The organism is Agrobacterium sp. lyk4-40-TYG-31, assembly GCF_030209855.1.
GTDB classification, from domain to species: domain Bacteria; phylum Pseudomonadota; class Alphaproteobacteria; order Rhizobiales; family Rhizobiaceae; genus Agrobacterium; species Agrobacterium vaccinii.
In genome coordinates this window covers 22,292-35,620 of the sequence record NZ_JARVRE010000005.1, presented here as the reverse complement: position 1 = coordinate 35,620, position 13,329 = coordinate 22,292, and the positions used below count along the sequence as shown (strand labels likewise).

9 protein-coding genes are annotated in these 13,329 nt (G+C 57.5%); 5 read left to right on the top strand and 4 right to left on the bottom strand.

Annotation, left to right across the window (positions count from 1 at the left end; genetic code table 11):
- Positions 1-144 precede the first annotated feature (144 nt).
- From QRN55_RS10430 to ppx, 4 genes are all read left to right on the top strand, one after another.
- Positions 145-1,299 carry an AI-2E family transporter gene (locus QRN55_RS10430; RefSeq protein WP_111839682.1) on the top strand — a complete coding sequence of 385 codons (1,155 nt, stop codon included), beginning with the start codon at positions 145-147 and terminating at the stop codon, positions 1,297-1,299.
- Between the two features lie 4 nt (positions 1,300-1,303).
- Entirely contained in the window at positions 1,304-2,017 is a 714-nt protein-coding gene (hdaA, locus tag QRN55_RS10425; RefSeq protein WP_284776652.1) for a DnaA regulatory inactivator HdaA, read from the top strand.
- A gap of 152 nt (positions 2,018-2,169) precedes the next feature.
- Complete coding sequence (locus QRN55_RS10420) at positions 2,170-4,371, top strand: RNA degradosome polyphosphate kinase (protein ID WP_112499210.1); 2,202 nt, start codon at positions 2,170-2,172, stop codon at positions 4,369-4,371.
- Positions 4,368-5,888: an exopolyphosphatase gene (gene ppx, locus QRN55_RS10415; protein ID WP_112499211.1), complete on the top strand. Its 1,521-nt coding sequence runs from the start codon at positions 4,368-4,370 to the stop codon at positions 5,886-5,888. The genes QRN55_RS10420 and ppx overlap by 4 nt, the downstream gene beginning before the upstream one ends.
- 42 nt (positions 5,889-5,930) lie before the next feature.
- Here ppx and QRN55_RS10410 read toward each other — a convergent pair whose 3' ends face one another.
- From QRN55_RS10410 to rnd, 3 genes are all read right to left on the bottom strand, one after another.
- Positions 5,931-7,292: an esterase-like activity of phytase family protein gene (locus QRN55_RS10410; protein ID WP_284776651.1), complete on the bottom strand. Its 1,362-nt coding sequence runs from the start codon at positions 7,290-7,292 to the stop codon at positions 5,931-5,933.
- Between the two features lie 105 nt (positions 7,293-7,397).
- Positions 7,398-8,423 (bottom strand): adenylate/guanylate cyclase domain-containing protein, encoded by a 1,026-nt coding sequence (locus QRN55_RS10405; protein WP_284776650.1) that lies wholly within the window; start codon positions 8,421-8,423, stop codon positions 7,398-7,400.
- A gap of 209 nt (positions 8,424-8,632) precedes the next feature.
- The gene (gene rnd / locus QRN55_RS10400) at positions 8,633-9,799 is read right to left on the bottom strand and encodes a ribonuclease D (RefSeq protein WP_284776649.1); all 1,167 of its coding nucleotides are present in this window, start codon (positions 9,797-9,799) and stop codon (positions 8,633-8,635) included.
- 310 nt (positions 9,800-10,109) lie between these two features.
- Between rnd and aspS the strand changes: the two genes are divergently transcribed.
- Positions 10,110-11,900, top strand: a complete 1,791-nt coding sequence (gene aspS / locus QRN55_RS10395) for an aspartate--tRNA ligase (RefSeq protein WP_284776648.1) — start codon at positions 10,110-10,112, stop codon at positions 11,898-11,900.
- A gap of 133 nt (positions 11,901-12,033) precedes the next feature.
- Here the strand turns inward: aspS and QRN55_RS10390 are convergent, their stop codons facing one another.
- Positions 12,034-13,224, bottom strand: coding sequence for an aq_1923 C-terminal domain (locus QRN55_RS10390; RefSeq protein WP_284776647.1), 1,191 nt, complete (start codon positions 13,222-13,224; stop codon positions 12,034-12,036).
- Positions 13,225-13,329: the final 105 nt, after the last annotated feature.

The following is a 13,329-nucleotide window of genomic DNA, read 5'->3' as shown; positions in this document are numbered from 1 at the left end:
GCCTTTTGGATGTTTTAGCCGCATTGCCATGGGAAAGGTTGGCATCGGCGAATTTGGCAACGGTGTCACACTTGACCAGCCCGGTCCACGCATCCTATCTCCTAACCATGGCGTTAAGCGTATGGGCGCCCAAAGGAGCAGACGATGCAACCACATATCAGAGGCTTGAATCTGCGACGCCAGATCTTTTTCTGGTTGGGTGCGCTCGTCGTGTTCATTGTGTTCCTCATGGTGTTCAGCTCCATCCTGCTGCCCTTCGTGGCAGGCATGGCGCTCGCTTATTTCCTTGATCCCATTGCGGATTGGCTGGAACGGCGCGGCTTGAGCCGCATGATGGCGAGTGTGATGATTCTCGTCTCCTTCGTGCTGCTCTTTACGCTGTCGCTGATCATCATCATTCCGCTGGTCGTTGCGCAGGCGTCGGAATTTATCACCCGCATTCCGCAATATATATCCTCGCTTCAACAACTCATCGCCGGAGCAGACTCCAACCTGTTGCCCGGCTGGGTCAGTTCCCAGATCGATACGGTCAAAGAAAACTTTTCCAAGTTGCTGGCCGAAGGTGCGGGATTTATCGGTACGCTGCTGACGCAAATCTGGAACTCCGGCAAGTCGCTGGTGGATGTGATTTCGTTGCTGGTGGTGACGCCAGTCGTGGCGTTCTATCTGCTGCTGGACTGGGACCGTATGATTTCCAAGGTCGATAGCTGGATACCGCGTGACCATGTCGGCACCGTGCGCCAGATCGCGCGCGACATGGACAGCACTATTGCAGGCTTCATTCGCGGGCAGGGGTCCCTCTGCCTCATCCTCGGCGTTTACTACGCGGTCGGCCTGTCGCTGGTCGGTCTGAATTTCGGATTGTTGATCGGGCTCTTCGCCGGAGCCATCAGCTTCATTCCCTATGTCGGTTCCATGGTTGGGCTGGTGCTGGCTGTAGGCGTTGCGCTGGTCCAGTTCTGGCCGGATTACGTGGATGTTATTCTGGTGCTGGCTGTGTTCTTCTCCGGTCAGTTCATCGAAGGTAATATCTTGCAGCCGAAGCTGGTCGGCAGCAGCGTTGGACTTCACCCTGTGTGGCTGATGTTTGCGCTGTTTGCGTTCGGTGCTCTCTTTGGCTTCGTCGGGCTTCTGGTGGCCGTACCTGCTGCCGCAGCGGTGGGTGTGCTGGTGCGTTTCGTGCTGTCACGCTATCTGGACAGCGACCTTTATCACGGACGCGCAGCCAACCTTCCTTGGGAGGCCGAAGGGGCGCAGGTGGAGCAATTGCCCCCTAAAAAGATCGATTCCCAGAGCTGAGCCGATGAGCGAAAACAACAAAACCGGTGGTGCGCGGCCCAAGGCCGAGCAGTTGCCGCTTGCTTTCTCACACCAGACGGCGACGGGCCGCGACGACTTGCTGGTCGCAGCACCCCTGGATGCTGCCGTCAGCATCGTCGATGAATGGCCGCGCTGGCCTTCGCCGGTCGTCATTCTGGTCGGGCCGCAAGGCTCTGGGAAGTCTCATCTCGCCAGCATCTGGAAAAACACCAGCAATGCGGTCACGATCATTCCCTTCAAGGATGCTGAAGCCGCCCGGTTGGCGGAACATGGTCCTGTGCTGTTCGAGGATGCCGATAGAAACGGTTTTGACGATACAGAACTTTTCCATGTCATCAACAGCGTGCGGGAGAACGGCACTTCGCTGTTGATCACGACACGCGAGTGGCCTGCGGCATGGCCGGTGACGCTGCCAGACCTCCGCTCGCGCCTCAAGGCCGCGACGGTCGTGGAAATCGGTGAACCTGACGAGGATTTGCTGGGCCAGGTTTTGATGAAGCTCTTTGCAGACCGGCAGCTTTACATGGATGACAAACTTGTCAGCTATATCGTTGCGAGGATGGAGCGTTCGCTGAACATGGCACAAACGATCGTTGAGAGATTGGATCGCTTGGGCCTGTCGCGAGGCACGCGCATCAGCCGGGCCATGGCAGCAGAAGTGCTGACAGAGCTTGGCGGCAACGTTGACGAGGATTGACTGTCACAGTTCCGTCGTCAAACTGTTATACGGGCTTTAGGCATCGGAAAGTGGTTTCAGGATCGCCCGATGCTTCAACACGATCGGGTGCATTGCTGGGCTCAAGCCTTTGTGCAGCGCTGATCAGCAGGTTTTAAAGGGCGGAGTATTTGATGGATTCGGTAGTGCAGGAAGGTTCCAACGAGAACGTGCAGACGCCAACAGAGGTGGAGAACCTCTGGGACAGCCCGACGCGCTTCGTGAACCGCGAATTTTCTTGGCTGCAGTTCAACCGCCGTGTTCTCGAGGAAACACTCAATACGGATCATCCGCTTTTGGAGCGCCTGCGGTTTCTCTCCATCTCCGCTGCCAACCTCGATGAATTCTTCATGGTGCGCGTCGCGGGTCTCGAAGGGCAGGTGCGCCAGTCCATTACCGTCAAGACACCGGATGGCAAGACGCCTGCCGAGCAGCTCGAAAACATCCTGAAAGAGATCGACAATCTCCAGATGGAGCAGCAGGCGTCTCTGGCTGTGCTGCAGCAATACTTGGCGAAGGAAGACATCTACATCGTTCGCCCGGCCTCTCTCTCGGATGAAGATCGCGTCTGGCTCGAGAACGAGTTCGAGGCACTGATCTTCCCGGTGCTGACGCCGCTGTCCATCGATCCGGCCCATCCGTTCCCCTTCATTCCGAACCTGGGCTTCTCCATGGGGCTGCAACTGGACAGCGTCAACGGTCGCGAGCCGATGACGGCCCTGTTGCGTCTGCCGCCTGCGCTCGACCGCTTCATTCGTTTGCCGGATGAAAAAACCGCTGTTCGTTACATCACGCTGGAAGATGTCGTCGGTCTCTTCATCCACCGGTTGTACCCTGGCTACACCGTCCGAGGTTTCGGTACGTTCCGCATTATCAGAGACAGCGATATCGAGCTTGAGGAAGAAGCGGAAGATTTGGTCCGTTACTTCGAAAGCGCGCTGAAGCGTCGCCGTCGCGGCTCAGTCATTCGCATCGAGACCGATAGTGAAATGCCGCCAGCGCTGCGCCAGTTCGTGGTGCACGAGTTGGGCGTGCCGGATAACCGCGTTGCCGTTTTGCCCGGTCTTCTGGCGCTGAACACGATTTCGGAAATCGTCAAGGCACCCCGCGACGACCTCAAATTCGAACCCTACAATGCGCGTTTCCCGGAGCGCGTGCGTGAGCACGCAGGCGATTGCCTCGCCGCCATCCGCGAAAAGGACATGGTGGTTCACCATCCTTACGAGAGCTTCGACGTGGTCGTGCAGTTTTTGCTGCAAGCCGCACGCGATCCGAACGTTCTCGCGATTAAGCAAACGCTTTATCGTACCTCGAACGACAGCCCCATCGTGCGCGCGCTGATCGACGCTGCCGATGCGGGTAAGTCGGTGACGGCTCTCGTAGAGCTGAAAGCGCGCTTCGATGAAGAGGCGAATATTCGCTGGGCGCGCGATCTGGAGCGTGCGGGCGTTCAGGTCGTGTTCGGCTTCATCGAATTGAAGACGCACTCCAAGATGTCGATGGTCGTGCGCCGGGAAGACGGCAAGCTGCGGACCTATTGCCACCTTGGCACCGGCAACTACCATCCGGTGACGGCAAAGGTTTATACGGACCTTTCCTTCTTCACCTGTAATCCGAAGATCGCCCATGACATGGCGAATATCTTTAACTTCATCACCGGTTACGGTGAGCCTGAAGAGGGCATGAAGCTGGCGGTCTCGCCCTACACCATGCGGTCACGGATATTGAAGCACATTCATGATGAGACCGAACACGCCAAAAATGGTGTGCCAGCGGCCATCTGGATGAAGATGAACTCGTTGGTCGATCCTGAAATCATCGATTCGCTTTATCGCGCCAGCGAAGCCGGTGTCGAGATCGATCTGGTTATCCGTGGCATATGCTGCTTGCGTCCACAGGTGCCTGGCCTGTCCGACAATATTCGCGTCAAATCAATCGTTGGACGCTTCCTTGAGCACAGCCGCATCTTCTGCTTCGGTAATGGCTACGGCCTGCCATCCGACAAGGCTTTGGTCTACATCGGCTCGGCGGATATGATGCCGCGAAACCTTGATAGACGCGTTGAAACCATGGTGCCGCTGGTCAATCCAACGGTGCACGAGCAGGTTCTTTCACAGATCATGCTGGGCAATCTCATTGACAACCAGCAGAGCTACGAGATACTGCCGGACGGAACGTCGAGGCGCATCGAGGTGCGCAAAGGCGAGGAACCGTTCAACGCGCAGCACTATTTCATGACCAATCCAAGCCTTTCTGGACGTGGTGAAGCCTTGAAATCCAGTGCGCCTAAACTGATTGCTGGGCTGATATCATCCCGCAAGAAACAGGCTGAATGACACGATCAGAAGCACAGGGGCGGCTTACCGGTCTAGCCCCCGTTTCCGTCATAGATATTGGTTCGAACTCCGTTCGTCTCGTTGTTTATGAAGGTCTCTCGCGCGCCCCTGCGGTGCTCTTCAATGAAAAGGTCCTCTGCGGGCTCGGTAAGGGCCTCGCGCTCACCGGTCGCATGGACGAGGAAGGCGTTACCCGCGCATTAGCAGCGTTGCGCCGTTTCCACGCGCTGTCGGAACAGGCGCAGGCCAAACAACTCTACGTGCTGGCCACCGCCGCTGCCCGTGAAGCGTCGAATGGCCCGGATTTCATCCGTGATGCCGAAGCCATTCTCGGCTGCGAAATCGAAGTGCTTTCCGGCGAGAAGGAAGCGCTCTATTCGGCCTATGGCGTCATCAGCGGTTTCCATGATGCCGACGGTATCGCAGGTGACCTTGGCGGAGGTTCGCTGGAACTGATCGATATCAAGGGCACGACTTGCGGCGAGGGCATCACACTGCCACTTGGTGGTTTGCGTCTTTCCGAGCACTCTGGCGGCTCCATCGAAAAGGCTGCCAGCTTCACAAAAAAGCAGGTCAAGACCGCCAAGCTGCTCGCCAAGGGCGAGGGGCGGACTTTTTATGCCGTGGGTGGCACATGGCGTAACATCGCCAAGCTGCACATGGAAATCAGCGGCTATCCCCTGCACATGATGCAGGGCTATGAACTTCCGCTGGCCGATATGCTGAGCTTCTTGGACGAGGTCATTGCCTCCAAGGATAGCAAGGACCCTGCATGGCAGGCCGTTTCCAAGAACCGCCGCACGCTGTTGCCATTCGGTGCGGTTGCCATGCGCGAAGTGCTGGAGACCATGAAGCCCGCTAAGATCGCGTTCTCGGCGCAGGGTGTTCGCGAAGGCTATCTCTATTCGCTGCTGCCGGAAGCCGAGCAAAGCGCAGATCCTTTGCTGGTGGTCGCGGATGAACTCGCAATCCTGCGCGCAAGGTCACCGGAACACGCCCGCGAACTGGCCGATTGGAGCGGACGTACCGTTCCGATCTTCGGTATCGATGAAACGCCTGAGGAAGCCCGCTATCGTCAAGCCGCCTGCCTACTAGCCGACATAAGCTGGCGCGCTCATCCCGATTATCGCGGACTTCAGGCGCTCAACATCATCGCTCATTCGTCCTTCATCGCCATCACCCATCCTGGCCGCGCCTACATTGCGCTTGCCAATTACTACCGGTTCGAAGGCCTGAACGATAACGGCGCGACGCAGAACCTGACGACGATCGCCGGTGAGAGAATGCAGGAGCTTGCCAAGCTGCTGGGCGGCCTGCTGCGGGTGATCTATCTGTTCTCGGCATCCATGCCAGGCGTCGTCGATCACCTGAAATTCCGTAAATCCGAAAACCCCGATTGCGATCTGGAATTCGTGGTGCCGCATGAGTACAGCGATTTCGCCGGTGAGCGTCTCGAAGGACGTCTCCAGCAATTGTCGAAGCTGACCGGAAAGCGTCTGGCTTTCGTTTTCGAATAAAGAAAAAACAGGTGCCGCCCATAGAGCAGCACCTGCATGATCTTATTTCGCGTCCAGCAAGTCTTTCACCTCAAGCAGCACGAACTCGTTGTCGTCTGCCTTGTCCAGCGCGCGGCCTGCCGAGAAGGGCAGGTTATTGTCGTTGCCGACGATGATGTGCGTCGCATCGACCTTGTCGACATTCTCGATGGTGACGAACGGCATGGTGTAGATGCCGTTGGCGCTGCCCTGTTTGGCCTTTTTGTCCGGGTCAGCGATCTTCATCAGGTCGATGTAACCGATCTTGCGGGCGGCCTTGCCGACATTCGCATCATTGAACTCGATCTTGTAGATGCGCTTCAGCTTGGCGGGAACGGCAAAGCAATTGGTTTCCGGCTTCTTCGGGTCTGCGCAGGCTTTGTCTGTCGTGCCAGCGCCGTTGTCACGCTCGATGACGAGTGCAGTGTTGTCGTCCAGCATGTTGAAATCGCCGATGGCTTCACCGCCCTCGGCCAGAGGGTAGAGCCACGTGCGCCCGGTCCAGTTTTTGGAAGCGACGTCGAGTTCGATGATCCGCAGGCCGGTTGCGCCGTCTTCGGTCTTCTCGACCTGACCGTCTGCAGTGTAGAGCGGACCTTCCAGAAGACCGTAAAGCTTGGAGCCATCCTTGGACATGGCCATGCCTTCATAACCGCCAGAGCGCTTGAGGTTGAACGCAGGCATTTTCTGGGTTGGGTTGCCGGGGAGGGCAAGCGCCGGATGGTCGGGAGATTTGACGTCGATATCGCCAGCTTTTGTCGAGACCACATCCGTCAGCTTGCCGTCACGGGTGAATTTCAGGATGTAGGGGCCGAATTCTTCGCCAACCCAGAAGCCGTCACTTGTTGGCTGGATGGATTCGACGTCGAAGTCCGCGCCGGTCAGGTAGCGTTTTTCCGAACCTTCCATCACGATGGGGAAGGGCGCTTTTTTGTCAGGGTCGGACAGAAAGACGGTTTCGAGCGCTGCTACCTTGCCATTGTCCCAATCGAATTTCAGATGGTGCAGCATCAGCATTGCATCGCTGGAGTTCAACTTGGAGCCGAACCCGTTGTCCGAAAGGCTCCAGAACGTACCGTCGGCCATGGTCTTGATACCGGAAAAACCCTGCATCGCCTGACCGTTGAAAGGCATGGAGAGGCCGGTTGACCTGACACCATCCTTGCCCGGCACAGTCCCGAGGCCTTCCGCACGTTTGCGGTCCGCCGTGGTAAACTTCGCGGATGTCTTGAGATGCTCCGGCGCATCTGCCGGTGCCGGAATGATGGTGTTTGCCGGAAGGATGGCCTGGGAAACGAGCTTGGCGGAAAATTCCTTTTCCGCAGCGAAAGCCGAGGCCGTGCCAAGGGCAAAAATGGCGGCGGAGGCGAGGAGGATGGTCTTCATGGGGCACCTGTCGGTTTGCATCTGTAACGCAGGACCGTTAGGCAGACTTCATGACAGGGGCGTAATGTAGCGTTGACGGTTTGATGACATTTGCTGCGCCTGAAATCAGGCGGCGACCGGTTGGCGGCTGAGCGCACAGACGCCGAGCGTCTGGCCGCGACCCTTTACGGCATGTTCTCCGAGATATTCGCTTCTTATGCCTTTCGGCAGCAGCAACTGGTGCGCCAGATCGGACGAGATGAGAACCGGATGGCCCAGCATCTTGCTCAGCGATTCCAGCCGCGCCGTGGTGTTCACCGTGTCGCCGAAATAGGTGATCTTGTGGTGATCGACGCCGATTTCAGCAGTGATGACAGGGCCGCCATGAATGGCGAAGCGCAGCTTCGGCGCCGTGCCGAAACGCAGAAGCCATTCGGCGCGATTGTTTTCGATGGTCGAAAGAATATCGAAGACGCAGTTGATACAGGCAGCACGGCGGATCGCCAGATGGTAGGGCCATGTGATGATGGCGGCGTCGCCGATATAGTCATCGATCACGCCGCCATGGCGCCTGACGGGACCGGCATAGGTCGAAAAAAGTTCACCCAGATATTCCTGAGCACGGAGATCCCCGTGGATTTCGGCGAAGGATGTCGAGCCGACCAGATCGATGAACAAAAACACCCGTTCTTCGCTGACTGGGCGGCGGTATCTGCCGAGAATGAGGTCGATGAAAATATCGCGGCCCAGCAATTCACGCACACGCATGATGAAGACGATGATGGCGCAGACGCCGAGCGTGAACAGCAGCGTTTGCATTTCGGCATGCACCGCGCGCCGCCAACTGACCGGGAAGATGCCTGTGGCCCACAATATAGTGCCACCCAGACCGAAGCCGCAAAACACCAGCACGGCGTAAACGATAAGGCCAATCAATATGTAAGCGGGTGTCGGCAGCATGCTGATGCGGCGGGCAAGACCGGGCATGATATAGCCGCGCTCAAATGCAAGGATAGGCGCGCATGCAAACAAAGCATAGGTCGCGCCGATCAGCGCTCCGCCGCCATATTCCAGGAAGGCATAGGCCACACCGCTTCCGGCAATCGCCAGAAACAGCACGACATAGTCCAGCATGGCGAGAAATTTCCTCATATACGCTCTTTGCTTGCAGCGCAGGTGGAGACCATGCCGCTATCCTCGGGGACCGGAATGTGATTCCTCCGCGCTTGCGACTTTATTGTGGAAACCACCGGTCAAAAAGCGATGTTTCGGCAAAGCCTAGCGGATGGGGGCCGCCTGTGACCGACTTGCATCGGTCACGAACAACACAGCCGGTGGGAGTATCCGCTGACGTGTCGTTGTCAGCTTGCCTCGGCTTCCTGAGGCAGTTCAAGCGCTTCCACTTTCTTGCCCGCGAAACGCAGTGCGACTTCGCCCCGGATCAGTTTCAAGGCTGGCTCTCCGAAAAGATCGCGACGCCAGCCCGAAAGGGCAGCGACTTCAGCCTTTTCGCCCTCGGAAGCGATCTTGTCGAGGTCTTCGCTGTTGGCGATGACCTTGGCTGCAACGCCGTGCTTGTCTGCCGTCAACTTCAGCAGAACCTTGAGAAGCTCCACCGCAGCACCGGAACCTTCAGGCGAATGGCTCTGACGCGGAGCGTGCGGCATATCACCCTTCGGCAAGGCGAGAGCAGCATTGACGGTCTCGATGATGGCAGTGCCGGACGAGGAACGTTCCCAGCCCTTGGGGATGGTGCGAAGACGCGAGAGCGCATCGGCATCCTTCGGCTGCTGCTGGGCAATCTCGAAAATGGCATCGTCCTTAAGTACGCGCGAACGCGGTACATTGCGCGAGCGCGCCTCGCGTTCACGCCATGCTGCGACGAATTTCAGGATGGCAAGTTCGGTTGGTTTGCGAAGGCGCGATTTCAGCCGCAGCCATGCATCATCGGGATGCATGTCATAGGTATCAACCGATTCCAGAATATCCATCTCTTCTTTGAGCCAGGAAGAGCGGCCATCACGTTCAAGCTGTGCCTTCAGAGCCAGATAGACATCGCGCAGATGCGTGACATCCGCCAGCGCATAGTCCAGCTGCTTTTCGGTCAGCGGACGGCGGCTCCAGTCGGTGAAGCGCGAGGATTTGTCGATTTGGACGTTCTTGATTCTCTGGACAAGCTGATCGTAGGAAATCGAGTCGCCGAAGCCGCAGACCATGGCCGCAACCTGGGTATCGAAAATCGGGTGCGGAATGAGGCCGCCCAGATGATGGACGATTTCGATGTCCTGACGTGCGGCATGAAACACCTTGATGACACTGGTATCGGCCATCAGTTCGAACAGGGGCGTCAGATCGATGTCTTTCGCCAGCGGATCGACCAGCACTTCAAGCGTCGGGCTTGCCATCTGCACGAGGCAGAGCTGCGGCCAGAACGTGGTCTCGCGCAAGAATTCCGTGTCGATGGTAATGAATTCGGATTTCGCCAGTTCCTTACAGGCTTCGGCGAGTGCTGCGGTCGTGTCGATCATTGTTTTTTGCCAGTCAATGGAAAGTACGGAACTTACTTTCCCTTTGACGCGCCCATGTCAATACAAAGGCGGCTGTTCTTGTCCGTCTGTCCCGTCTTTCTGGACCAAATCGGGCAGTTGCTTGGGGTTTTGAGGCCGTTCGTGCTCGAAAGCACGTCAACGGAAGCGCGTAGTCGAGAGAAGAGAAAGGCCGGGAAATGGCACAAAATCGTGCTTTGCCTTGACAAATCGGGCAGGCCATGCGCTTTTCCGCCCGATTTAGAATACGCGATACACGTGCGTGATCGCCGCTATGTTTCAGGATAACAAAATGCATCGTTACCGCAGCCACACCTGTGCCGCTCTTCGCAAATCGCATGTAGGCGAAACCGTTCGCCTGTCCGGCTGGGTTCACCGCGTGCGAGATCATGGCGGCGTTCTCTTCATCGATCTTCGCGACCACTACGGCATCACGCAGGTGGTGGCAGACCCGGACAGCCCGGCCTTCAAGACGGCTGAAGTCGTTCGCGGCGAATGGGTCATCCGCATCGATGGTCTCGTTAAGGCGCGCTCGGAAGACACGGTCAACAAGACCATGGCGACCGGCGAAATCGAGCTTTACGCGCAGGAAATCGAAGTGCTGGCCGCTTCCAAGGAACTGCCGCTGCCGGTCTTTGGTGAGCCTGACTATCCTGAAGACGTGCGCCTGAAGTACCGCTTCCTCGACCTGCGCCGCGATACGCTGCACAAGAACATCGTCAAGCGCACGCAGATCATTTCCGATATGCGCCGCCGCATGGGCGATATCGGCTTTGCCGAATATTCCACGCCGATTCTGACCGCGTCTTCGCCGGAAGGCGCGCGCGACTTCCTCGTGCCGAGCCGTATCCACGAAGGCAAGTTCTTCGCGCTGCCGCAGGCACCGCAACAGTACAAGCAGCTTCTGATGGTGGCCGGTTTCGACCGCTACTTCCAGATCGCACCTTGCTTCCGCGATGAAGACCCGCGCGCAGACCGTCTGCCAGGCGAATTCTACCAACTCGACCTCGAAATGAGCTTCGTGACGCAGGAAGACGTGTGGGAAACCATGGAGCCCGTTATTCGCGGCGTGTTCGAGCAGTTTGCCGAGGGCAAGCCCGTAACGCAGAAGTTCCGCCGCATCGCCTATGACGATTCGATCCGCACCTATGGTTCCGACAAACCGGACCTGCGCAACCCGATTGAAATGCAGGCCGTGACGGACCATTTCGCCGGTTCCGGCTTCAAGGTCTTCGCGAACATGATCGCGTCCAACCCGAAGGTCGAAGTCTGGGCCATTCCGGCTAAGACCGGCGGTTCCAGAGCATTCTGTGATCGCATGAATGCATGGGCGCAGGGACAGGGACAGCCAGGTCTTGGTTACATCTTCTGGAAGGAAGAGGACGGCAAGGTCGTCGGTTCCGGCCCGCTTGCCAAGAACATCGGCGAAGAACGCACGGAAGCATTGCGCGTGCAACTCGGTCTCGAAGCCGGTGACGCATGCTTCTTCGTGGCCGGCGATCCTGCCAAGTTCTACAAGTTTGCAGGCGAAGCCCGTACACGTGCAGGCGAGGAGCTGAACCTCGTTGACCGTGATCGTTTCGAGCTGTGCTGGATCGTCGACTTCCCCTTCTTCGAATACAACGAAGAAGAAAAGAAAATCGACTTCGCGCACAACCCGTTCTCCATGCCGCAGGGCGGAATGGATGCCCTGGAAAATCAGGACCCGCTGACGATCAAGGCCTACCAGTACGACATGGTCTGCAACGGTTACGAAATCGCCTCTGGCTCCATCCGTAACCAGTCTCCTGAACTGATGGTCAAGGCCTTCGAGAAGGTTGGTCTTAGCCAGCAGGACGTGGAAGACCGCTTCGGCGGCCTCTACCGCGCCTTCCAGTACGGCGCGCCTCCGCATGGCGGCATGGCTGCCGGTGTGGACCGCGTGGTGATGTTGCTGACCGGCACCAAGAACCTGCGCGAAATCACGCTGTTCCCGATGAACCAGCAGGCACAGGATTTGCTGATGAACGCGCCTGCACCCGCTTCGCCAACGCAGCTTCGCGAATTGGCCCTGCGTGTGGTGCCGACGCCGAAGAAGGATTGATACGGAACAATCCGTTTCAACATCAAAGGGCTGGCGGAAACGCTGGCCCTTTTTGTTTGTGTCGCACATCGGCGCAATAAAAAAACCGCCTTGCGATGATGCGCAAGGCGGTTTCAGTTCATGTGATTTCAGATCAGTCGTTGGCCGTAACCGTAACGCCAAGCACCTGCGGAATGGTGTTTGGTGCACCCATGGCTGCGCCCATGATCATCGGGAACGGCACTGGCTTTGCCGGTGCAGCGGAGATGGTGAAGTTCTTTGGGTCGTCGACATAGGTGTTGACGGCTTCAGACACGGCGTTCTGCAATTCCGGCACGTTCAGCTGCGCCATCATCATCGGCACCATGCCCTTGATCATCTGCGAAAGCTGGTCTGCGGTCGTGCCCTGTTCGGATGCCGCATAATCAATGCCACGCTTCGTTACGCCAGCATCATCGAAGCTGATTTCGGCGCTGTTGAAGGTCAGCTGCTGCATGAGGCCAAGCATGGCAAGGCCAGCGGCCTGATCGGCCTGTTCCTTGTTGGGATTGGCAGCCTGAGCCTTGATGGCGTCCTGCATGGACTTGATGAACTTCAGCGTATAGCCCGAGAAGCTGAACGCCATGTTGAGACGGCCGACATCCTTCAGGTCGATGGAGTATTCCTCGATGTTGAAGGTGCCAGATGCGACTTCCCACGAACCGCTGATGGACAGTTCACCAGCGAGCGTCTGCATGTTGAGCTTTTCGAGCGCTTCCTTGCTCTTGGGGTCCGGCACAGTGGCCAAGTCGGCCTTGAAGCCGCTGGCGTTTACATCGAAGCTGATGGTGCCCTTGTCTTCGCTACGGGTCATGGTGGCGGTGGATTCTTCGAAGGAGGCGACTTCCTTGCCATCGATCTTCACGGTCGCCGGGCCGCTGTGGGCTTCATCGTAAAACAGCAGTGAATCGACGTTGCCTGCCGCCGTGTCAGCGGGAACGACAATGCCGGACATGTAGAGGTCGGAGACATTGACCGCGACGGTTTCATGAGCGTAATCAATGTTCTGGAAGCTCATCTTGTCGATGTTGTAGCCGCCATTGTCTTCTTCCACGCCTTCGAGCGTCACGTCACCGACGGGGAAGGTCTGTTCCTTGTTGCCATAGGCACCGAAGGTAACGCCGGAGAGGGTGACAGTCGAACCATTGACCGCAACGGATTTTGCAGCAATCTCACCGCCCTGCGCGGCATAGGCAGCATTGATCTTCTTGAGGACATCTGCACCGTCAAGCGCGAAAGCGGGCGACGCGAATGCAACGACGGCGGCGCTGGCGAACAGAAAATGCCGGGTGGTTTGAAGTCTCATCCTATTCTTTCCTCACATGTCTTTAAATTGACGACCAATATCTGGAATCATGCATTTATATCCGAGGCATAGCCTGGGTCCACTGCATTCGTACTTTCTAACGGG